The sequence below is a fragment of the Streptomyces sp. NPDC006384 genome (assembly GCF_042870695.1).
Taxonomy (GTDB): Bacteria; Actinomycetota; Actinomycetes; order Streptomycetales; family Streptomycetaceae; genus Streptomyces.
In genome coordinates, this window is record NZ_JBIAHR010000018.1 from 92,022 (window position 1) to 113,401 (window position 21,380).

Annotated in this window: 17 protein-coding genes and 1 other RNA gene; 4 read left to right on the top strand and 14 right to left on the bottom strand. The window is 72.9% G+C overall.

The window, feature by feature from the left end; translation table 11 throughout:
- Positions 1-230: 230 nt before the first annotated feature.
- The 3 genes from ACFYOJ_RS24120 to ACFYOJ_RS24130 form a co-directional block, all read right to left on the bottom strand.
- Positions 231-854, bottom strand: a complete 624-nt coding sequence (locus ACFYOJ_RS24120) for an ABATE domain-containing protein (RefSeq protein ID WP_356556950.1) — start codon at positions 852-854, stop codon at positions 231-233.
- 142 nt (positions 855-996) lie between these two features.
- Entirely contained in the window at positions 997-2,148 is a 1,152-nt protein-coding gene (locus ACFYOJ_RS24125; protein WP_356556949.1) for a uroporphyrinogen-III synthase, read from the bottom strand.
- A 104-nt stretch (positions 2,149-2,252) separates the two neighbouring features.
- Positions 2,253-3,635: a nitrate/nitrite transporter gene (locus ACFYOJ_RS24130; protein ID WP_356556948.1), complete on the bottom strand. Its 1,383-nt coding sequence runs from the start codon at positions 3,633-3,635 to the stop codon at positions 2,253-2,255.
- Positions 3,636-4,026: 391 nt separating this feature from the next.
- Between ACFYOJ_RS24130 and ACFYOJ_RS24135 the strand changes: the two genes are divergently transcribed.
- Both ACFYOJ_RS24135 and ACFYOJ_RS24140 read left to right on the top strand, forming a co-directional pair.
- On the top strand, positions 4,027-5,805 hold the full coding sequence (locus ACFYOJ_RS24135) for a histidinol-phosphate transaminase (RefSeq protein ID WP_356556947.1): 1,779 nt from the start codon (positions 4,027-4,029) through the stop codon (positions 5,803-5,805).
- Positions 5,802-6,605, top strand: a complete 804-nt coding sequence (locus ACFYOJ_RS24140; RefSeq protein WP_356556946.1) for a phosphatidate cytidylyltransferase — start codon at positions 5,802-5,804, stop codon at positions 6,603-6,605. The genes ACFYOJ_RS24135 and ACFYOJ_RS24140 overlap by 4 nt, the downstream gene beginning before the upstream one ends.
- Positions 6,606-6,685: 80 nt before the next feature.
- Here the strand turns inward: ACFYOJ_RS24140 and ACFYOJ_RS24145 are convergent, their stop codons facing one another.
- The 4 genes from ACFYOJ_RS24145 to ACFYOJ_RS24160 all read right to left on the bottom strand — a co-directional run bounded on the left by ACFYOJ_RS24145 (position 6,686) and on the right by ACFYOJ_RS24160 (position 13,100).
- Positions 6,686-8,230 (bottom strand): acyltransferase, encoded by a 1,545-nt coding sequence (locus ACFYOJ_RS24145; protein WP_356556945.1) that lies wholly within the window; start codon positions 8,228-8,230, stop codon positions 6,686-6,688.
- Positions 8,227-10,422 carry a glycosyltransferase gene (locus tag ACFYOJ_RS24150; RefSeq protein WP_356556944.1) on the bottom strand — a complete coding sequence of 732 codons (2,196 nt, stop codon included), beginning with the start codon at positions 10,420-10,422 and terminating at the stop codon, positions 8,227-8,229. Before ACFYOJ_RS24150 ends, ACFYOJ_RS24145 begins: the two co-directional genes overlap by 4 nt.
- Before the next feature lie 115 nt (positions 10,423-10,537).
- Positions 10,538-11,899 (bottom strand): hypothetical protein, encoded by a 1,362-nt coding sequence (locus ACFYOJ_RS24155; protein WP_356556943.1) that lies wholly within the window; start codon positions 11,897-11,899, stop codon positions 10,538-10,540.
- Positions 11,900-12,131: 232 nt separating this feature from the next.
- Positions 12,132-13,100: a LysR family transcriptional regulator gene (locus tag ACFYOJ_RS24160; RefSeq protein ID WP_356556942.1), complete on the bottom strand. Its 969-nt coding sequence runs from the start codon at positions 13,098-13,100 to the stop codon at positions 12,132-12,134.
- Positions 13,101-13,183: 83 nt separating this feature from the next.
- On the opposite strand from ACFYOJ_RS24160, the gene ACFYOJ_RS24165 reads away from it, so the two are divergent.
- Positions 13,184-14,497 (top strand): MFS transporter, encoded by a 1,314-nt coding sequence (locus ACFYOJ_RS24165; RefSeq protein ID WP_356556941.1) that lies wholly within the window; start codon positions 13,184-13,186, stop codon positions 14,495-14,497.
- Positions 14,498-14,650: 153 nt separating this feature from the next.
- On the opposite strand, the gene ssrA is transcribed toward ACFYOJ_RS24165, so the two are convergent.
- The 5 genes from ssrA to ftsE all read right to left on the bottom strand — a co-directional run bounded on the left by ssrA (position 14,651) and on the right by ftsE (position 18,592).
- Positions 14,651-15,051: a transfer-messenger RNA gene (ssrA, locus tag ACFYOJ_RS24170) on the bottom strand.
- A gap of 101 nt (positions 15,052-15,152) precedes the next feature.
- On the bottom strand, positions 15,153-15,632 hold the full coding sequence (smpB, locus tag ACFYOJ_RS24175; protein ID WP_189231037.1) for an SsrA-binding protein SmpB: 480 nt from the start codon (positions 15,630-15,632) through the stop codon (positions 15,153-15,155).
- A gap of 47 nt (positions 15,633-15,679) precedes the next feature.
- On the bottom strand, positions 15,680-16,870 hold the full coding sequence (locus ACFYOJ_RS24180; RefSeq protein WP_356556940.1) for a S41 family peptidase: 1,191 nt from the start codon (positions 16,868-16,870) through the stop codon (positions 15,680-15,682).
- A gap of 68 nt (positions 16,871-16,938) precedes the next feature.
- Positions 16,939-17,856, bottom strand: coding sequence for a permease-like cell division protein FtsX (gene ftsX, locus ACFYOJ_RS24185; protein WP_356556939.1), 918 nt, complete (start codon positions 17,854-17,856; stop codon positions 16,939-16,941).
- 46 nt (positions 17,857-17,902) lie between these two features.
- Positions 17,903-18,592 carry a cell division ATP-binding protein FtsE gene (gene ftsE, locus ACFYOJ_RS24190; protein WP_356556938.1) on the bottom strand — a complete coding sequence of 230 codons (690 nt, stop codon included), beginning with the start codon at positions 18,590-18,592 and terminating at the stop codon, positions 17,903-17,905.
- Positions 18,593-18,848: 256 nt separating this feature from the next.
- Between ftsE and ACFYOJ_RS24195 the strand changes: the two genes are divergently transcribed.
- A complete protein-coding gene (locus ACFYOJ_RS24195; protein ID WP_356556937.1) occupies positions 18,849-19,037 on the top strand; it encodes a hypothetical protein in 189 nt (62 codons plus the stop codon).
- Positions 19,038-19,188: 151 nt separating this feature from the next.
- Here ACFYOJ_RS24195 and ACFYOJ_RS24200 read toward each other — a convergent pair whose 3' ends face one another.
- Both ACFYOJ_RS24200 and prfB read right to left on the bottom strand, forming a co-directional pair.
- Entirely contained in the window at positions 19,189-19,956 is a 768-nt protein-coding gene (locus tag ACFYOJ_RS24200) for a hypothetical protein (RefSeq protein ID WP_356556936.1), read from the bottom strand.
- A gap of 313 nt (positions 19,957-20,269) precedes the next feature.
- The gene (gene prfB, locus ACFYOJ_RS24205) at positions 20,270-21,376 is read right to left on the bottom strand and encodes a peptide chain release factor 2 (RefSeq protein ID WP_356556935.1); all 1,107 of its coding nucleotides are present in this window, start codon (positions 21,374-21,376) and stop codon (positions 20,270-20,272) included.
- Between the last annotated feature and the right edge of the window lie 4 nt (positions 21,377-21,380).

The following is a 21,380-nucleotide window of genomic DNA, read 5'->3' on the forward strand; positions in this document are numbered from 1 at the left end:
CGTGCGCGGGGTCGTGCGCGGAATTCCGTACGGATTCGTGTACGGAGTCGTGCGCGGAGTCACGTGCGGAGTCGTGCACCGTGTCGACCGCCGAATCCTGTTGTGCCTGTGCGGCCACCGGGCCCCCTTCTGACGTGCTGGGCAGCCGTCAACCGTACGCGAAGGGGGGCCGGGAGGCCACGGGTGGTCCGGCGGAACCCGCCCCGGCGGCGTGGGGCGTCCCGCCGGCCTCAGCGGGCGAGGGCGGCGCGGCGGCGGTGCCGGGCGACGCGCTCGCGGTTGCCGCAGACCTCGCTGGAGCACCAGCGCCGGCGTCGCCCCCGGGACGTGTCGACGTACACGATGGGGCAGTTGTCGCCCTCGCACTGCCTCAGGCGCGCCCGGGCGACGGGGTCGGTGAGCAGGTCCACGGCGTCCCGGGCGAGGGCGCCGAGCAGTGCGGCGCACTCCGGCGGCGCGGTCAGTTCCCGCACCAGTGTCCCGTCCTCGCCGCGCACCGCGCGGGGGGCCGGGGGCGCGGCGAGGGCCAGGTCGTTGACCCGGGCGAGGGCGAGGTCGTAGGGCCCGGGGGCGGCGGGTCCGGCGGGGGCGGCGGGTCCGGTGGGGTGTGGGACGCGGGTGCGCACCAGGAGGGCGATCCGGCAGCGCAGTTCACGGAAACCGGCCAGCCAGGAGGCGTCGGCGTGGGCCAGGGACGTGCCCGGCGGGACGAGTCCGGAGCCGGTGATCCAGGCGCGCAGCGCCGCCGTGGAGGCGAGCCGTTCGACGGGGTGGGTGGTGACGAGGAGGTCCAGGCAGATCCGCCCGGTGTCGAACCGCAGCTCGTACGGGTCTGTCGCCGTACCCAGTGCCATGTTCCTGTCACCGCCTAGGAGTCGCCCGGCGAAGGGGCGGGAAGGGGAGCGGACGGGCCGCTCCCTCTACAGTGCCCGCCCGCTCCCCCGCCCGGAACCCCTCCCGCCGACCGCATCGCGGCGCACGCCCCCGGGCCGGTGGTCAGTCGTCCGCGTACTTCGCGTCCGTGGCCGGGTCCAGGGCCAGCCGGTAGCCGCGCTTCACCACCGTCTGGATCAGCTTCGGCGTCCCGAGGGCGGTGCGCAGCCGGGCCATCGCCGTCTCCACGGCGTGCTCGTCGCGCCCGGTGCCGGGCAGCGCCCGCAGCAGGTCGGCGCGGGACACGACCCAGCCCGGCCGCCGGGACAGCGCCCGCAGCAGGGCCATGCCGGCGGGCGGTACGGTCCTGAGCTCCCCGTCGACCAGCACCGCGTGCCCGCGGATCTCCACCCGGTGCCCGGCGACCGGCAACACCCGCGCCCGGACGGGGAGTTCCTGGCACAGCACCTGCACGAGCGGGCCGAGGCGGAAGCGTTCGGGCTGCACCGTGTCGACGCCGTGCGCCTGGAGCGGCACCGCGGTCACCGGGCCGACGCAGGCGGGCAGCACGTCGTGGCCGAGGGCGTCGAGCAGCCCGGGCAGCAGGCCGCGCTCCTCGGCGCGGCCCAGGAAGGACACGGCGGCGGGCGCGCTGGTGAACGTCACGGCGTCCACGCCCCGCGCGACGGCGGCGTCCAGCAGCCGGTCGACGGGCCCGAGGTCCTCCGGCGGCAGCCACCGGTAGACGGGCACACCCACGACCTCCGCGCCGGCCTCCCGCAGCGCCTCGACGAAGCCCGGCAGCGGCTCGCCGTGCAGCTGTACGGCGACCCGGCGGCCGTCGACGCCCTCCGTCAGGAGCCGGTCCAGCACCTCGGCCATCGACTCGGACGACGGCGACCACCGTTCCGTCAGCCCGGCGGCCCGCACCGCGCCCTTCACCTTGGGGCCCCGGGCGAGCAGCTCCACCGTGCCCAGCCGCTTCAGCAGGGCGTCGCCGAGTCCCCAGCCGTCGGCGGCCTCGATCCAACCCCGGAAACCGATGGCGGTGGTGGCCACGACGACGTCCGGCGCCCGGCCGATGAGCTGCTCGGTCGCGGCCAGCAGTTCGCTGTCGTCGGCGAGCGGCACGATCCTGAGCGCCGGGGCGTGCAGGACGGCGGCACCGCGCCGCCGGAGCAGCGTGCCCAGTTCGTCGGCCCGGCGGGCGGCGGTCACGCCCACGGTGAAGCCGGCGAGGGGGCCGTGTTCGGGGTGCTGCTGTTCGTCGTCCATCACTCTCGTCCCGATCGTCCCGGTCGTCGTTGCGCCTGCACGGCGGCCGAGCCTGCCAACGGCGCGTGACGGGCTCGGTTCCTCCGCGTGTCACCAGTGTTACGTCACACCCGGGCGTAACCGGACCCGCCCTTGTCCTCCGCCGGGTCCGCCGCCTCCGCCGTGCCCGCCGGGCCGTCCGGCACGCGTACGGCGGGGCGGCGGAGGTACACCGCCCAGGTGACGGCGAGGCAGACGGCGTAGTAGGCGAGGAAGGCGAGGAAGGCGCCGGTGCCGGAGCCGACGGAGAGGAAGGACTGCCGGAAGGCGAGGTTGACGGCGACGCCGCCGAGCGCGCCGACGGCGCCGATCAGCCCCATGGAGGCGCCGGAGAGCCGCCGCCCGTACGCCACGGCGTCCTCCCCCGTCAGCCCCTGGGCGAGCGCCTTGTTCTGGAAGATCCCGGGGATCATCTTGAACGCCGACCCGTTGCCGAGCCCGCTGAGCACGAACAGCACCACGAACACGGCGACGAACAGCGGGAGCGACTTCGCCGTGCTCGCCGCGACGAGCGCGCCGGTGGCGGCGGCCATGGCGACGAAGTTCCCCAGGGTGATCCGCGCGCCGCCGTACCGGTCGGCGAGCCTGCCGCCCAGCGGCCGGACGAGGGAGCCGAGCAGCGGCCCGATGAAGGTCAGGTACGCCGCCTGCAGCGGGGTCCGCCCGAACTGGGTCTGCAGCACCTGCCCGAAGGCGAAGCTGTAGCCGATGAAGGACCCGAACGTGCCGATGTACAGCGCCGCCATGATCCAGGTGTGGGCGTCCCGGGCGGCGTCCCTGACGGCCCCGGTGTCGTTCTTCACGGAGGCGAGGTTGTCCATGTGGCGGGCGGCGAGGACGGCGGCCACCAGGATCAGCGGGATGTAGACGCCGAGCAGTACCCGCGGCCCGCCGCCCGCCCCGATGATCGCGAGCGCCGTGAGCTGGATGACCGGCACGCCGATGTTCCCGCCCCCGGCGTTGAGGCCGAGCGCCCAGCCCTTCTCCCGCAGCGGGAAGAAGGCGTTGATGTTGGTCATGGAGGAGGCGAAGTTGCCGCCGCCGATGCCGGCCACCATGCCGACCAGGAGGAACGTCGAGAAGGACGTCCCCGGCTCCATCACCGCGAAGGCGGCCACCGTCGGCACCAGCAGCAGCCCGGCGGAGACGACCGTCCAGTTCCGCCCGCCGAAGACCGCGACGGCGAAGGTGTACGGCACCCGCACCACCGCCCCCACCAGGGTCACCACGGACGTCAGCAGGAACTTGTCGGCCGGCGTCAGCCCGTACTCGGGCCCCATGAAGAGCACCAGCACGGACCACAGCGTCCACACCGAGAACCCGATGTGCTCGGAGAGGACGGAGAAGAACAGGTTCCGCCGGGCGATCCGCTCCCCCGTCTCCTTCCAGAAGGTCTCGTCCTCGGGATCCCAGTGCCGGATCCAGCGGCCACCGCCAGGGACAGTCATGACGCCTCCACACGCTCCGGGGCTCGGTCGCGCCGAAGCTAGGCGGGCCGCGTTTCGGCCCGGTGGGGCTCTCCGTGACCACCGGGGAACGTTGCTCTCACCTCGCGGGAGAGCGGGATGAGAGGACACCGGCCCCGGCCGTCAGGCCCACGCGCCGAAGAGCACTCCGCCCAGCGTGGTGATCCCGTAGGAACGGACCTGACGCCACTCCGCCCGGCACCGTGAAGCCCGCCCCCGGCGAGGACGGAGGCCCATCGCCGACGATCACGCCCGGGCCGGGTTGAACGACAAGCTGAGTACCCGTACTCAGAGCGGCTGCGTCGGTCGCCCCTGGCACGGTCGGACGGGGTCTTCCACGATGGAGCACCGTCCCGCATGAAGAGAGGTGCTCATGAGCCGTGCCCTGGAGCTGCGCGTCGCCACACCGGAGGACGTGGAGTGGATCCACGAACTGCGCCACCGGGTGTACGCCCGGGAGCTGGGCCAGCACGCACCGGATCCGTCCGGCCGGCTCCGCGACGGGCTGGACGGCGACAACGTCTACCTGGTCGCGGCGCGGGGAACGGCCCGCATCGGCTTCGTCGGCCTGACTCCGCCCTGGCTGGGGCGGTACGCGCTGGACAAGTACCTGACCCGGGACGAGCTGCCGCTGCTGGCCGAGGACGATCTGTTCGAGGTCCGGATCCTCACCGTCGAGCCTCGCTGGCGGACTACCGCGGCGGCACCTCTGCTGATGTACGCGGCGCTGCGCTGGATCGCCGCCCGGGGCGGTCGCCGGATCGTGGCGATGGGCCGCACCGAGCTGCTGGACATGTACACGAACGTCGGGCTGCGCCGGGTCGGACGGACCGTTCACAGTGGTGCGCTGACGTTCGAGGTGCTGACCGGCAGCGTGACCGAGCTGACGAGGACCGTGATGAGCCGCCACCGCACCGCGTGGGAGCGTCTGCGGTCCGGCGTGGACTGGCGGCTGGACATGGCGTTCGCGCCCCGCCCGGACGGCTGTGAGCACGGTGGCGCCTCGTTCACCGCCATCGGCACGGACTTCCGCAGCCTGCACCGCCGCCGTCGGATCGTCGCGGCCGACGTGCTGGACGCCTGGTTCCCGCCGGCCCCCGGGGTGCGGGCGGCACTCGCGGAGGACCCGGCCTGGGCCGCCCGGACCTCACCGCCGGCCGACGCCGGGGGACTGCTGGCGGAGATCGCCGCCGCCCGGGCGCTGCCGGTGGAGACGCTCGCGGTCGGCGCCGGCTCGTCCGACCTGATCTTCAGGGCGTTCGGCCGGTGGCTGACCCCGGGGAGCAGGGTGCTTCTGACGGACCCGGGCTACGGCGAGTACGCCCATGTCACGGAGAAGGTGATCGGATGCCGGGTGGACCGGTTCCGGCTGCGGCGCGAAGACGGCTGGCGGATCGATCCGGACCGGCTGTCCGCTGCCGTCGGGACCGGTCGCTACGACCTCGTGGTGGTGGTCAACCCGAACAACCCGACCGGACGTCACGCGCCGGCCGCGGAGCTGCGCTCGCTGATCGCCGCCGCGCCGGGCCGGACCCGCTGGTGGATCGACGAGGCCTACCTGGGCTACGTCGGCCTGAGCGAGTCGCTCGCCGGCCTCGCCGCGACGGACCCGCGGGTGGTGGTCTGCAGCTCGCTGTCCAAGATGTACGCGCTCTCCGGTGTGCGGGCCGCGTACCTCGTGGCCGAGCCGGCCACCGCGGCGCATCTGCGCCGGTGGACGCCGCCCTGGCCGGTGAGTCTCCCGGCGCAACTGGCCGCGGTGGCGGCCCTGCGCGACCCGGCGTACTACAGCGGCTGCTGGCGCCGTACCCATGCGCTGCGCCGGCAGCTGGCCGCCGGTCTGGCCGCGCTGCACGAGGCCGTGGAGGTCGAGGAGTCCGTGGCGAACTTCCTCACCCTGACCCTGCCCGCCGGCGGGCCGTACGCCGCGCAGTTGGTGAACGCGTGCCGTCGGCACGACGTCTACCTGCGCGACCTGTCTCCGCTGTCGTCGGAGTACCGGGGGCGCACCGTACGCATCGCGGTCAAGGACACCGACGAGAACGCCCGCATCGTGGCCGCGTGCCGGGCCGCCCTGCACGAGCTGCGGCCCGGTCGGGCCCCGCTCGTTCCGATGCCCGCGGACACGCCTGTCGCCGGATCCGCCCGGTGATCACCGTGGCGTCCCTGGCGCCCTGCCTCGGTGGGGCGTTGGCGCTGAGCGGCATCGCGGTGGCGGCGTCCCGGCGACGTGAGCTGATGGTCCGGTGGTGTGCCTGGGCGGTCGGAGTGCCGCTCGTCACCGGCGCGTTCTGGTGGGGCCGCCCGGGAGCCGCGGCCCTCGCCGTCGTCGTCGGGGTGATCGCGGTCATGGAGTTCGGCGGGCTGATGCTGCTGGGCCGGTGGGACCGGATCGTGCTGGCCACGGCGGTGACAGGTGTGGTGCTGGCCGCCTGGCTGGCCCCCGGACAGGTGCTCCGGGTGCTCGCGGCCGGCGCGCTCGCGGTGGCCGCGGTGCCGCTCCTGGCCGGCGACGCCGACCACGGCCTGCACCGGTTGAGCGCCGGCCTGCTCGGGCTGGCCTGGTTGAGTGTGACGGCCGCCCTGGTGCCGCTCGGGGCGGAGGCGCTCGCGCTGTTCGCGGCGGTCTCGGTCGCCGACATCGCCGCGTACTTCGCGGGCCGGGGGCTCGGCGGGCCACGGCTGTCGCCCCTGTCACCGGCCAAGCGGTGGAGCGGAACCCTGGCCGGGGCCGCGGCCGGTCTCGGCGTACTCGCGGTGCTGTCCGCGCTGAGCTGGCCGACGGCGGTCGCGGTGGCGGTCGGCGGTCCGGCCGGTGACCTCCTCGAGTCCATGGTCAAGCGAGGGGCACGGGCCAAGGACGCCGGTCGCTGGCTGCCCGGCTCCGGCGGTCTGCTGGACCGGATCGACTCGCTGCTCGTCGCGCTGGCCGTGCTGCTTCTTCTGCGCTGACTTCGCCCGGCGGAAACACCGCGGGCCGCCTTCCTCCCGTACGCCGGTACGTGAGGAAGGCGGCCCGCGGAATCCGTTCGTCAGCCCCGGTGTGCCGCGCCGGTGCCGGTGCGCCTGCCGGTGGTGCGCCTGCCGGCGGAGGGCTTCGTGCCGTTCGGCCACAGGCGTGGCCTGCGCTTCGCGGCGAGGTCCTCGACCCAGCCGACGGCGAGGACCATGAGGCCGATCAGCGGCCAGACGACGGCGAACATCCAGAGCGTGTACGCGTCGGAGATGGCGTTCACGCCGCGCTCGTTCTGCAGGAACGGGATCCTGTAGAGCAGGTCGACGATCGGGATCGTCAGCATGATCAGCATGTTGTGCCACAGGTAGATGGTGACCGCCCGGTTGTTGGACAGGGTCACCAGCCGGTCCCACTTGGCCAGCCGCCCCGGCAGCTCCTGCCAGGACGGGGAGTACTGCAGCAGGATCACGACGAAGCCGAAGGACCAGGTGGCCTGGGCCAGCGGGATGTCGTTGAGGTCCCAGCCGTCGGCGCCCAGGTGGCCCGAGGCCCACCACAGGCCGAAGGCCATCACCAGGGAGGCACCGGAGACGGTGATGTAGCGCGGGATCTTCTTCAGCAGGCCCTCGTGGTGGGCGAAGCCGAGGACCCAGCAGCCGCCGTACACCGCGAAGTCGGTGACCGCGTTGCCCGTCTCGCCGGGGATCTTCACCAGGCCCGTGCCGACGATCGCCGTCAGCCCCAGCGGGGCCAGCAGCGTCGGCCAGGGGGCCCGGCGGAACGCCCACAGCAGCAGCGGGGACGCGAGGACGAACCACAGGTAGGCACGCAGGTACCACAGGGGCCCGGCGGCCTGCACCGCCCAGGTGTCGTCCAGCAGCCCCGACGGGGAGCCGATGTGCCACGGGTAGGGCGGGGCGCCGATCGGGACGAGGTAGTTGAACAGCGAGAGCAGACCCCAGGTGTCGCCGTGGTCGGGGTCCTCGGCCGGGTTCCAGCCGCTCATGAACAGCATCGCCAGCACGACCGCGCCGAACGCCCACATGGGCGGCAGGAGCCGGCGGACGCGGCTGCGGATCACGCTCATCGCCGGGCGCTTCAGCGACCGCGCCATCAGCGATCCGGCCAGCGCGAACATCACGCCCATCGACGGGAACAGGACGGTCAGCCAGGCCCAGCCGAAGAGGTGGTAGACCACGACGCGGACCAGGGCGATGGAACGCAGCAGGTCGAGGTAGCGGTCGCGGCCCGGCTTCTTCGGGGCCGCCGGGCCGGCGGCGGGCGCGGGCTCCGCTGCGGGCGCGGTCTCCACGGGCGCCGCCACCGGTGCCGGCACGGGCGCCGTCACGTGTGCGGGCGGCGCGGGCTCCGTGGTGCGCTGCCGGGGGACGGCGTAGGGCGCCCCGGGGAACGCGTCCACGTCCTCCGCCCGCGGGGTGCCGGACGGGTCCCTGGGCGGTTTTGCGAACGGGTCCCAGGAGCGGGTCCCGTACGGGTCCGTCCCGGGCGGGGTCCCTCGTCCCTCCGCCGCCTGCCGGGTGCCGTACGGGTCCTCCCCGTACGGCGTGCCGTGCCGGCCGGCCGGGTCCGGACCCGTACCGGTCGTGTATCCGTGGGTCATGCCACGGGCCTCCGATCATTGCCGCTGCCCGCACGCTGGCCCGGGACCCCGCCGGGGGCCTCGACGACACCGGTGCGGCGCAGCTTCTGCCAGCGCAGACGGCCGCCGGTGAGCGCGGTGATCCAGGACTGCAGCAGCACGACGTACATGAGCTGGCGGTAGAGGATCTGCTGCAGGGGCAGCGAGATCAGGTGGGTCATGCGTTCGCGGTCGAGGCGGAAGGCGTACGCCGCGCACACCGCCTGCAGGAGCATCACGCCCAGCCACGCCACGATGGTCTTCTGCGTCGGCCCGAACACGATGCCGTAGAGCAGGAAGATGTCGATCAGCGGGGCCAGCAGCGGCGCCAGGACCATGAACAGGGAGACGAAGGGCAGGCCGACGCGGCCGAAGCGGCCCGAGGGGCCCTTCTCGATCACCGCGCGGCGGTGCTTCCAGATGGCCTGCATGGTGCCGTAGGACCAGCGGTAGCGCTGGGACCACAGCTGCTGGACGGTCTCCGGGGCCTCGGTCCAGGCGCGGGCGTTCTCGGCGTAGACGACGCGCCAGCCCGCGCGGTGCAGGGCCATGGTGACGTCGGTGTCCTCGGCGAGGGTGTCGTCGCTCATGCCGCCGATGGGCGCCAGCGCCGAGCGCCGGAAGGCACCCACGGCGCCCGGGATGGTCGGCATGCAGCGCAGGACGTCGTACATGCGGCGGTCCAGGTTGAAGCCCATCACGTACTCGATGTGCTGCCAGGCGCCGATGAGGCTGTCCCTGTTGCCGACCTTCGCGTTGCCCGCGACGGCGCCGACCTTCGGGTCGCCGAAGGGCTGGACGAGTTCGCGGACGGTGGACGGTTCGAAGACCGTGTCGCCGTCCATCATGACGACGATGTCGTGACTGGCGTTCGCCAGGCCGCGGTTGAGCGCGGCCGGCTTGCCCGCGTTGAGCTGGCGGATCACCCGGACACCCGGCAGCCCCATCGCCTCGACGATCCGGGCCGTGCCGTCGGTGGAGCCGTCGTCGACGACGATGATCTCGACCGGATGGTCGCTCGCCACCAGCGAACGGACGGTGTTCTCGATGCACTTGGCCTCGTTGTACGCCGGCACCAGCACCGTCACCGGCTCGGTGACGGGCGGACCCCAGCGGAAGTCCTTGCGGCGCACCCGGCGGGCGTGCATGCCCGAGAGCAGCAGCATCAGCACGAAGCGGCCGATGACCAGCGTGCCGATGACCGCCAGGCCCGCCACCAGGCCGCCGGTGATCTTCTCCGAGGCCTGGACCAGCCAGACCCAGGCCTTGCCCTTCCACAGGTCGACGCCGGTCACCGGGGTCATGGCGCTGGGCGCGTCCAGGGCCTCGGTGAGGTTGTCGAACTCGTAGCCCTTCTTCTTCAGGTCGGGCAGGAACCTGTCCAGGGCCTGCACGGTCTGGCTGCGGTCGCCGCCGGAGTCGTGCATCAGGACGATGGCGCCCTTGCCGTCCTTCGGGGTGGCGCGGCGGATGATCTCGTCGACGCCGGGCTTCTTCCAGTCCTCGCTGTCGGTGTTGTTGACGACGGTGAGGTAGCCGCGGGAGCCGATGTACTCGGTGACGGGCCAGGACTTGTTGTCCATGGCGGCGGCGTAGGAGGAGTACGGCGGGCGGAAGAGCGAGGTGCGGACGCCGGCCGCGCCGGTGATCGCCAGCTGGTTCTGCGACAGCTCCCAGTCGATCCGCTTCTTGGACTGGTAGGAGAGGTCGGGGTGGTTGAAGGTGTGCAGGCCGACCTCGTGGCCCTCGTCGACCATGCGCTCGACGAGGTCCGGGTAGCGGGAGGCCATGGTGCCGGTGACGAAGAAGACGGCGTGCGCGTCGTGCTTCTTCAGCACGTCCAGCACCCTCGGCGTCCAGGTGGGGTCCGGGCCGTCGTCGAAGGTGAGGACCAGGCGGTGGTCGGGCACGCTCAGGCCCTCGGTGCGCCCGCCGCGGGCGTCGATGACCGGGCCGCCCTCGAGGATCTCCTCGGGCACCTGGTCGGTGGCGGCGGGCGGCTGGACGCGGTGGTCGGCGAGGATCTCGCTGTGCACGTATCCGCGCAGCATGAGCATCGCCGCCAGGGCGACGAGGACGAGCAGCGGCAGCAGCAGGCGCAAGGGCAGGCGGCGGCGCCGGGCGCCGTCACCGGCGCCGCGTGCGGCGCCTCGACGGCGGGTTCGGGAGGCCATCAGAGGGAGTACTCCGGGGACAGGGAAAGGGACGTGGGGGTGTCGGCCGACGCGGTGTCGACGGCGGGTGTGGCCGCGGTTCCGCCGGCCAGGGGGGAGGTGTCGCTCGCGCCGCTCACGACGGTGCCCCGTCGCCCGGGCCGGTGGTGACGGTGCCGTCGTCGGAGGGCGTGGTCGGGCCGGTCGTGGCCTCGCCGCTGTCCGGCGGGGTCGACGGGTCCGGGGTGCCGGCGGGCGGCTGCGGGATGGTCACCGACGGGTCCGGGGCGGTCGCGTCGCCGTCGCCGGCACCGCCCGGATCGGGGGCGGTCGCGGTGGCGGAGGACCGGGGACGAGTGCTGGCGCCCGGCTGCTCGGCGGTGTCCGAGGTGCCGGGCACGGGTACGCCGGCGCCGGGGTCCGCCGTCAGGCCCGCGCCGGCCGAGGGGCTGGTGCTCGGGACGGCGCCGCCGGTGGCGGAGGGCTGCGTGGACTGCGTGGGCCGGGGGGTGGTCTCGACCTGGCCGGCCGGCTTGCCCTGCTCCTGGCCGGGCACGGGCAGCCAGGGCGCGTCGGAGTTGCCGGACAGGAGCGTGCCGACGATGACGACGGCGTAGATCGCGCAGACCCCGCCGACGGCGATGCCGATACGGCGGAAACGGCGGCTGCGGCGGCCCGACGCGTCGACGAACACCGGCCCGTCGGAGCTGTCGGAGGCGGCGGGCTTCACGGGGCCGGCCCCGGCCCGGCGGATCACACCGTCGCCGATCTGTACGGCGTCGAGCTGGACCGTCACCTCGTGCGGATCGTGGGTGTGGGCGGAACCGCCGGCCGGGCGGGGGCCGTCCGGGCCGGCGTCCAGTGCGCCGGGTGTCCCCTGCCAGGGGTCGCGCAGGACGGCGGTGGCGGGGCCCGGCTCGGGGAGGATCCGGGCCGGGTCCTTGCGGAGCGCCTCGGGCGCCGTCGGGGGAAGGACTTCGGTGCGGTCGGCGTCCTCACGCGCCGCGGGCACCGTCGGGAGGACCGCGGTGGGGTCGGCGTCCCCGCCCGGCGCGTCCGCGAGGCCGGGGGCGGTACGGCCCGGACCCGTGCCGGGTGCCGCGGGCGCCGCCGTCGGAAGGACCGCGGTGGGGTCGGCGTCCCCACGCGACGCGAACGCCGCGGGCGCCGTCGGAAGGACCGCGGTGGGGTCGGCGTCCCCGCCCGGCGCGTCCGCCGGACCCGGGGCGCCGTCCCGGGCGGCCCGGCGCGGTGCCGTGCCGTCGCCGGCTATTCGGTCCTTGCGCGGCCGGGGGGCGAAGAGGTCGGTCCGGTCGGTGCCGCCGCGGGGGCGCAGCACCTCGGTCCCGGCCGCGTCCGCGGCCGACGACCGGCTGACCTGGGTCGGTATCTCCGCCTCCACGGCGTCCACGGGGGCCGTGGGCACCTCGGTGCCCGACCGGGCACCGGCACCGGCCGTGGACGCGGGACGGGTGTCGCCCTGTCGCTGTTCGGGCATCACGAGATCACGAGCGGCGCCGGACGCGGCATCGGGCGACTCCAGTTGGGCGTCTTTCTGCCAATTCTTCACAGCACGCACTTCCCCCCGAGGGACAGGTTCGGGTGCGCGCACGACTCCGAGCACCCGTCGGCCGAACCGGCCCCCACCAGGTTCGAGCGCCCCCTGTATCACACCGTGCTCAGGCCAAGAATGTAGCGCACGCGGAGGACCGCTTGTTGCCGAGCCCCGGTTAATGGTCGGACATCACAGCCGCGTCACTGGCCGGAATCCATCCACCGGGCGGCCGGTGGAGCCAGCCCTCCTCGGCCGCGACCTGGGACGCGGCCTCGCGCAGCGCGTCGAAAGCGGGATGCACCAGCCCCTTTCTCCAGACGAGGGAGACCGGCGACAGGGGGACGGGATCGACGAGCGGACGCACGACGGTCGAGCCCATGGCCGGAAAGCTCACCACGGCGAGGATCGGATGACGCGTCTTGTCCATGATCCGCCGGAACTCCTCGTCCCCGACGGCCAGCGGAAGGGGTGGTGCCATACGGATGCCGTGCCCCTCGAACAGGTGATGTCCGAGGTCGGTCCACTCGGGGGTCCGCGGGTTGCCGGCCCCGGCGTACAGGGTCTCGCCCGCCAGCGCGGCGAGGGGCACCTCGGGCAGCGGGGCGAGGGGGTGGTCGTCGGGGAGGACGACCGCCATGGGCTCGTAGCGGACCGGCTGCTGGGCGAGTCCCGCCCGCAGCGCCGGCGGGAGGCCCGCGTACCGGCCGAACGAGGCGTCGATGCGGCCCGCGAGCAGCTCGGCGGCGGCACCGGTGAGTCCGCTCTCGTAGCGGGCCATCAGCTCCAGCTCGGGCACGAGCGACCGGGCCCGTTCCAGGACGAGGCGGCCGGTGGTGAGTCCCGGCGAGTTGAGGTCCACGAGCAGCGGGCGGGCCCGCCCGGCGGCGGCGAGGAGGTCCTCCTGCGCCTGGAGCACGCGGCGGGCGTACGGCAGCAGCCGCTCGCCGTCGGCGGTCGGCGTCACCTGCCGGGTGGTGCGGACGAACAGCTCGACGCCCAGCTCGCGTTCCAGACGCCGCACGTCGCGGCTGAGCGCCTGCTGGGCGACGTACAGGCGGGCCGCGGCGCGGGTGAAGTGCAGCTCCTCGGCGACGGTGACGAAGGCGCGCAGGAGGCGGGGGTCGAGGTGGGCGGGTGCGGGCATCCGGCGAATCTACAACAGGGGTGCGTGAATGCGTGAGGAGCAGGTGTTGGACCCCGTGACCGGCCGCGGGCGACGGTGGCCGCATGCCGCAGCCGACTTCCGACGGGTCCCGTCCGCAGGCGCCCGTGCTCACCGTCACCGCCGACGCCCTCGTCGCCGCCGACTTCCGTCCACGCATCCCGTCCACCCCGCGCGGGCCGCGCAGGCCGCCGGGCCCGTACCGGCGTCTGCTGTCCGTGCCCGGGGCCCGCGCCTTCACGGCCGGGAATCTCCTCGCCCGGCTGCCGATGGGCATGTTCAGCGTCAGCGCGGTCGTGATGATCGCCGGTACGCGCGGTTCGTACGCCCTCGCCGGCGCGGTCACCGCGACGGGGCTCGCGGCGACCGCGCTGGTGGCGCCGTGGACGGCGCGGCTGGTGGACCGGCACGGGCAGGCCCGGGTGGCGGTCCCGGCGACGCTGGTCGCGGCGCTCGGCTCGCTCGCCCTGGTGCTGTGCGTGCGCCGGGACGCCCCCGACTGGACCCTGTTCGCCGCGTACGCCGCCACGGCGACGACGCCGAACACCGGCGGCATGGCCCGGGCCCGCTGGTCCCACCTGCTGAAGGGCGACGCGGACGCCCTGCACACGGCGAACTCCTTCGAGCAGGCCACCGACGAGCTGTGCTTCATGCTCGGTCCGGTCCTCGCGGCGTTCCTGTGCACGGCGCTGTTCCCCGAGGCGGGCACGCTGGTCGGGGTGGCGCTGCTGGTCCTCGGCATGCTGCTGTTCACCGCGCAGCGCGCGACGGAGCCGCCGGCCCGGCCCCGTCCGGCCGCGAGGGCGCCGCTCCGCGCGCCCGGCATCCCGCCGCTGCTGGCGGTGTGCCTGGCGACGGGCGGGGTGTTCGGCGCGATGGAGGTGGTCACGATCGCGTTCGCGGACGCACAGGGGCACCGTTCGGCCGCGGGGGTCGTGCTGGCGCTCCAGGCGGCCGGTTCCTGCGCGGCGGGCCTGCTGTACGGCGCGCTGAGGCCGGCCGGGCCGGCCGAGCGCCGGCTGCCGTGGTGCGTGGCCGCGATGGCGGCCCTGCTGACGCTGCCCCTGCTCGCGGCGTCCCTCACCGGCTCGCTGACGCTGCTGGCGCTGACGCTGCTGGCCGCCGGGATGGCGACGGCCCCGACGATGGTGACGACGATGACGCTGGTCCAGCGCCGCACGCCGGAGGGACGGCTGAACGAGGGCATGACGCTCGCGGTGACCGGTCTGCTCGGCGGGATCGCCTGCGGCAGCGCGGTCGGCGGCTGGACGGCGGAGCACATGTCGCCGACGGCGGGCTACGGGGTGCCGGTCACGGCGGCGGCAGCGGCCCTGCTGCTCACCCTGCTGCCGGTTTCCCGGCGGACTCCGGGAACGTAGAAACCCTCCGGGGCGCCGGTCCGATGCCGGTGCCCCGGAGGGTCCGAGAAGGGGGTGCGGGTGGCGAAGCCCCCGCCTCGCGCGGCGGAGCCGCGCAAAAACGACGAGGGCGACACGGCCCGCGCTTCACGCGAGCACATGTCGCCCTCGACCTCGTGGAGATGGCGGGAATCGAACCCGCGTCCAACGGTGCGGAAACAGGGCTTCTCCGTGTGCAGTCCGCTTCGATTTTCTCGGCCCCGGAGATCACGCGGACAAGTCTCCGACGGGCTCAGTCACTGTTTGGTTTCCCTCTTCACCCCGTGACCGGGATCGAGGTTTAGTCCCCTAGCTGATGCCAGGATCCGGGTCGGGAACAGCCCCGGGCTGACACTCCCTTTAGTAGGAGGCTCGCTTCGCTACCTGAGATCAGGCAGCGAGGGCGAAGGCCTGCTGGGAGGAATCGCGCTTGGAGTTGGCGATTATTTTTTTCGGCCTGTGGTTTACGAGATCATGGCCGCTTCCTCGACACGCTTCCCCTGTTTCGACAGCCGCTGTCGAAACCGATCATCCCCATGTTGTTTTTTCAAGACCCCCGAGGGGGCACGCACCCGCTGCGAGGTGCAGGTGCCATCCTACGTGACCAACACGCACCCGTGCCAGCCTATTCCCGGTGTCAGGCCCGCTGCTTGCGGCGGATCGCGGAGATCGTCCGCTCGGCCTCGCGCCGGTCCTGCTTCTCGCGCAGGGTCTGCCGCTTGTCGTACTCCTTCTTGCCGCGCGCCAGCGCGATCTCGACCTTGGCACGGCCGTCCTTGAAGTACAGCGCGAGGGGCACGATCGTGTGCCCGGTCTCCTGGGACTTCGACTCCAGCTTGTCGATCTCCACGCGGTGCAGCAGCAGCTTCCGCTTGCGGCGGGCGGAGTGGTTGGTCCAGGTGCCCTGGCTGTACTCCGGCACGTGCACGTTGTGCAGCCAGGCCTCGTGCCCGTCCAGCTGCACGAAGCCGTCGACCAGCGAGGCCCGCCCCTGACGCAGTGACTTCACCTCGGTCCCGGTGAGGACCAGGCCGGCCTCGTAGGTGTCGAGGATCTGGTAGTCGTGCCGCGCCTTCTTGTTCTGCGCGATCAGCTTGCGCCCTTTTTCCTTAGCCATAGTGCCGCCCATTTTGGCACTACGGAGGGGGTCCGCGGGCAACCGTTTTACGCGGGCGGGGCCGGGCGCGGGACGGTGGCGGCGACGTCCTGCCGGCCCAGTCCGCCGAGCACGGCCCGGGCCCGCTCCAGCGCGTCCGGGTCCGTCGGGCCGGTCTCCAGGTCGGGAGTGATGCCCGTGCCGTCGACACCGCGGCCCAGGGGGGTGCGGTAGTGCCCGACGGTGAGTTCGGCGACCGAGCCGCCGGGGAGCCTGCTCGGCATCTGCACCGAGCCCTTGCCGAAGGTGCGCGCGCCCAGGACGACCGCCCGTCCGCGGTCCTGCAGGGCCCCGGTGAGGAGCTCTGCCGCGCTCATCGTGCCGCCGTCCACGAGCGCGACCAGGGGCCTTGCGGTGTCGCCGCCGGGCTCGGCGTGCAGGGCGTGCTGCTCGCCGTCCACGTCGTACGTGGCGACGAGACCGCCGTCGAGGAAGGCGGAGGCGGCGGTGACGGCCTCGGCGACCAGCCCGCCGGAGTTGCCGCGCAGGTCGAGGACGATCCCGCCGCCGGACGGCACGCGGTCCACGGCGGCGCGCACCTGGGCGCCGGCGCCCTTGCTGAAGGAGGTGACCTTCACGACGGTGACGCCGCCGGCGAGTGTGCGGACGGTGACGGGGTCGGTGGAGAGCGTGGCCCGGCGCACGGTCTCGGTCCACACGCGCGTGCCGCGCTCCAGGCCGAGCCGGACGGTGGTGCCGGCTGGCTCCCGCTCCGCGTCGCCGCGCAGTATCGCGACGACCTCGGTGACCGGACGGCCGTCGACCTTCTCCCCGTCGACGCTGCGCAGCCGGTCGCCCTCGCGGATCCCGGCCTCGGCGGCGGGCGAGCCGGAGCGCACCCGCGTCACCTCGATGCGGCCGTCGTGCTCGCGGCGCGCGGAGAGGCCGACGCCGGTGTACCGGCCGTCCAGGGCCTGCGCCAACTCCTCGTACTCGCCGCGGGAGTAGACGGCGCCCCAGCGGTCGCCGCTGCGGCTGACGGCCCGTTCGGCGGCCTCCACCGGTGACTTGCCGTCGGCCAGCGCCTCGGCCGCCGCGCGGGCCACGGCCTCGTGGCGCCCGGCGGGGGCGGACTTCCGGCCGTCCCCCGGCAGGAGGCCGGTGGCCGCCCCGGTGACGAGCACACCCGTGAACACCAAGGTCAGGGCGGCCCCGTGGCGTGCGCGACGGGGCTGACAGAACAGGGCACGACCTGACATGCCGGTGAGTCTAGGACAACGCGAGAGGGCCGAACGGTCGCTCGACCGTTCGGCCCTCTTGGCGTGTGTCACACCTTCAGGTACTTGCGCAACGCGAAGAACGCGGCCAGCGCGGGCATCAGCAGACTGGTGGCCAGGATGAGCGGAAGCTTCGTCAGCAGGGCGTCCCAGCCGATGAAGTTGATCAGGGACAGCTTGTCCGCCAGGGCGAGCCCGTGGTCGATGATGAAGTACCGCGCGGTGATCAGGAATCCGCAGGCGACCGTGCCTCCGATGAGGCCGGCGACCGCCGCCTCCATGATGAACGGCGCCTGGATGTAGAAGCCCGAGGCGCCGACCAGCCGCATGATGCCGGTCTCGCGCCGGCGGCTGAACGCCGAGACGCGCACCGTGTTGACGATCAGCATCAGCGCGACGACCAGCATCAGCGCCATCACCGCGCGCGCGGCCCACTTCATGCCCTCGAGGAGCTGGAAGAGGTTGTCCAGGGTGCCGCGCTGGTCGGCCACGGACTGCACACCGTCACGGCCGTCGAAGGCGGTCGCGATGACCTGGTACTTCTCCGGGTCCTTCAGCTTGACGCGGTACGACTCCTGCATCTGGTCCGGCGTGAGCGAGCTGGCCAGCGGCGAGTCGCCGAACTGCTCCTTGTAGTGCTTGTACGCCTCGTCCTGCGACTCGTACGTCACCTTCTCGACGACGTTCATCTCTTCGAGGTCGGCGAGGATCTGCTTCTTCTGGTCCTCGGTCACCGCGCCTTTGCCGCAGGCGGCGTCGCTCTTCGCGTCGCTCTTGTTGCAGAGGTAGACCGTGACGTTGACCTTGTCGTACCAGTAGCCCTTCATGGTGTCGACCTGGTCGCTCATCAGCAGCGTGCCGCCGAACAGGGCCAGGGACAGGGCGACGGAGACGATGACCGCGAAGGTCATGGTCAGGTTGCGGCGGAGACCGACACCGATCTCCGAGAGCACGAACTGGGCGCGCATGGCGTGTGGTTGGGCCTTTCCGTGGAAGCCGGTGCGGTCTGCGGTCTCAGTGCTGGTAGCCGTAGACGCCGCGCGCCTGGTCGCGGACGAGGCGGCCCTTCTCCAGCTCGATGACGCGCTTGCGCATCTGGTCCACGATGTTCTGGTCGTGCGTGGCCATGATCACGGTGGTGCCCGTCCGGTTGATGCGGTCGAGCAGCTTCATGATGCCGACGGAGGTCTGCGGGTCGAGGTTGCCGGTGGGCTCGTCGGCGATCAGCAGCTTGGGCCGGTTGACGAAGGCCCGCGCGATGGCGACGCGCTGCTGCTCACCGCCGGACAGCTCGCCCGGCCTGCGGTCCTCCTTGCCGCCGAGCCCGACGAGATCGAGCACCTGCGGCACGGACTTGCGGATCTCGCCGCGGGACTTGCCGATGACCTCCTGCGCGAAGGCGACGTTCTCGGCGACCGTCTTGTTCGGCAGGAGGCGGAAGTCCTGGAACACCGTCCCCAGCTGGCGGCGCATCTGCGGCACCTTCCAGTTGGACAGGCGGGCGAGGTCCTTGCCCAGAACGTGCACCTGCCCGTGGCTGCACCGCTCCTCGCGGAGGATCAGCCGCAGGAAGGTGGACTTTCCGGAGCCGGAGGATCCCACGAGGAAGACGAACTCGCCCTTCTCGATCTCCAGGGAGACGTCCCTGAGGGCTGGGTGGTTCTGTTTGGGGTAGACCTTGGAGACGTTGTCGAATCGGATCACGGATGCACCACGGGTCGCCGGGGGTAGATGAGCGTGACCATACGCGAAGCGGGGAGCGCGCCGCAGTCACCGGTCGGGGTTGTGTGACAGTTGCGCGTTTTGTTCCCGACCTGTCCGGGCGTGGTGCGGATCACGGCCTTCCGCGGCCTGCCGGGAGCGCGCGCAGGGCACCGCGGAACCTGGCACAGTGGAAGGGGAACGTTCACGCCGGTGTGGGCGTTGTTCCCGGAGAACCGGCGGCAAGGAGGGCGAGCGCATGACGTACGACCGGCTGGTGTGCGCGAACTGCGCGGCGCCCGTGAGCGAGGGCCGGTGCCCGGTGTGCCGGGCCAACCGGGAGCGGCTGCAGCAGAGCCCCTTCGCGGGGCTGAATCCGATGGCGCTGATCGCGGTGCTGGCGGTGCTGGTCGCCGCGGTGGCGCTGCTGGCCCAGCAGACCGTCTGACCCGCGCGGGGCCCGGCAGGGGCGCCTGGAGGCGCCCGGGGCGGCTGCGCGTCGACGACAGACACGGGAAGGGCCCGGAGCGGATTCCGCTCCGGGCCCTTCCCGTGTGCTTTCGTGTGCGCCGCGCGTACGCGGCCGGTCACCGCTGCCGTCAGGCGGCGGCGCCGCGGCCGGCCATCATGCGCGGCAGGACACGGAAGCCGATGCCGCCGGCGATCATCGTGGCGGCGCCGATCACCAGGAACGTGGTCTCCGCGGCACCGGTCTCGGCGAGCTCCTCGCCGCCGCCCTGCGCCGAGGTGTCGGCGGCCGGGGCCGCCGCCTCACCGGTGTCGGTCAGGGCCGAGGTGCCCTGGTTCTGGGTGACGTTGCCGTCGGGGGTGGTGCCGGCGCCGGCGCCGCCGGTGGAACCGCCGTTGCCGCCGGTGGCACCACCGTTGCCGCCGGTACCACCCGTGCCGCCGGTGGCGCCGTCGTCGCCACCCGTGGCGCCACCGTTGCCGCCGGTACCACCCGTGCCGCCGGTGTTGCCGCCGCCGTTGCCGCCGCCGTTGTTGCCGTTACCGCCTCCGTTACCCGGGTCGGTCGGGCTCGTGGGCTCGGTGGGGTTCGTCGGCTCGGTGGGCTCGGTGGGGTTCGTGGGCTCGGTCGGCTCGGTCGGCTCGGTGGGCTCCGTCGGCTCGGTGGGCTCCGTCGGGTCCGTGGGCTCGCAGTCCGGACCGGTGCCGATGTCGCACGGGTCGGCCTCGTCCTCGCCGGCCTTGGCGTTCAGGTCGAGGCTGACGCCGTCACCACCGACACCCGCGCTCACGCCGAGGTCGAGCGCCGAAGCCGCACCCGCGGCGGTCAGGGAGGCACCGGCCGCGATCACGGCGCCGGCCGCTATGCGCGCGACACGGATGCGCGTCTTCTTCGTCATGTAGTTGCTACCCCCAGTAGCCGAAACAGTCAGTGAGGGCCGCGTGAGGGGCCGTGATCGACGGAGGTAGCCAGTTGCGCTGAGACCCCCCGGTTCACATGCGCCCCAGAAATACGCATGCCGCGCCTCACCCTTCCTAATGTTCAAAGCAACGTCAAGGCCGTTGCGCACGCGATGTCCGGGTAAGGGACGTATGCCGGACACAAAGGGTGTGAGTGTGAGGTGAAACCCGGACATCGCCGACGAAGAAAAGGCAACCGCCGCCTGTGAGGCGGCAGTTGCCTTGTCGACAAAGCGGCCTGGCCGCTTCGCGTCACTTCTCCCGCTGCTTGCGCCAGCGAATACCGGCCTCGAGGAAACCGTCGATCTCGCCGTTGAACACGGCCTCGGGGTTGCCCACTTCGTGCTCCGTGCGCAGGTCCTTGACCATCTGGTAGGGGTGCAGCACGTACGAACGCATCTGGTTGCCCCAGGAGTTGCCGCCGTCGCCCTTGAGGGCGTCCATCTTGGCCTGCTCCTCCTGACGGCGCCGCTCCAGCAGCTTGGCCTGCAGGACGTTCATCGCGGTCGCCTTGTTCTGGATCTGCGAGCGCTCGTTCTGGCAGGAGACGACGATGCCGGTGGGGATGTGGGTGAGGCGCACCGCCGAGTCGGTGGTGTTGACGCCCTGGCCGCCGGGACCGGAGGACCGGTACACGTCCACCCGCAGCTCGGACTCGTCGATCTCGATGTGGTCGGTCTGCTCGACCACGGGCAGCACCTCGACGCCCGCGAAGGAGGTCTGGCGGCGGCCCTGGTTGTCGAAGGGCGAGATGCGCACCAGGCGGTGGGTGCCCTGCTCGACGGAGAGCGTGCCGTAGGCGTACGGCGCCTGCACGGCGAAGGTCGTCGACTTGATGCCGGCCTCCTCCGCGTACGACGTCTCGTAGACCTCGGTCTTGTAGCCGCGCTGCTCGGCCCAGCGCAGGTACATGCGCTGGAGCTTCTCGGCGAAGTCGGCGGCGTCCACACCACCGGCCTCGGCGCGGATGTTGACGAGCGCCTCGCGCGCGTCGTACTCGCCCGAGAGAAGGGTGCGGACCTCCATCTCGTCCAGCGCCTTCTTCACGGCCGTGAGCTCGGACTCGGCCTCCGCGCGGGTGTCGGGGTCGTCCTCCTCCTCGGCCATCTCGAAGAGCACGGCGAGATCGTCGATCCGGCCGCGCAGGGTCTCGGCCTTGCGCACCTCGGCCTGGAGGTGCGAGAGCTTGCTGGTGATCTTCTGCGCCGCCTCCGGGTCGTCCCAGAGGGAGGGCGCTGCCGCCTGCTCCTCGAGCACGGCGATGTCTGCCCTCAGCTTGTCGAGGTCCAGGACGGCCTCGATCGACTCCATGGTCGAGGAGAGGGACTTCAGCTCTTCGGATACATCGACGACTGCCACGCAT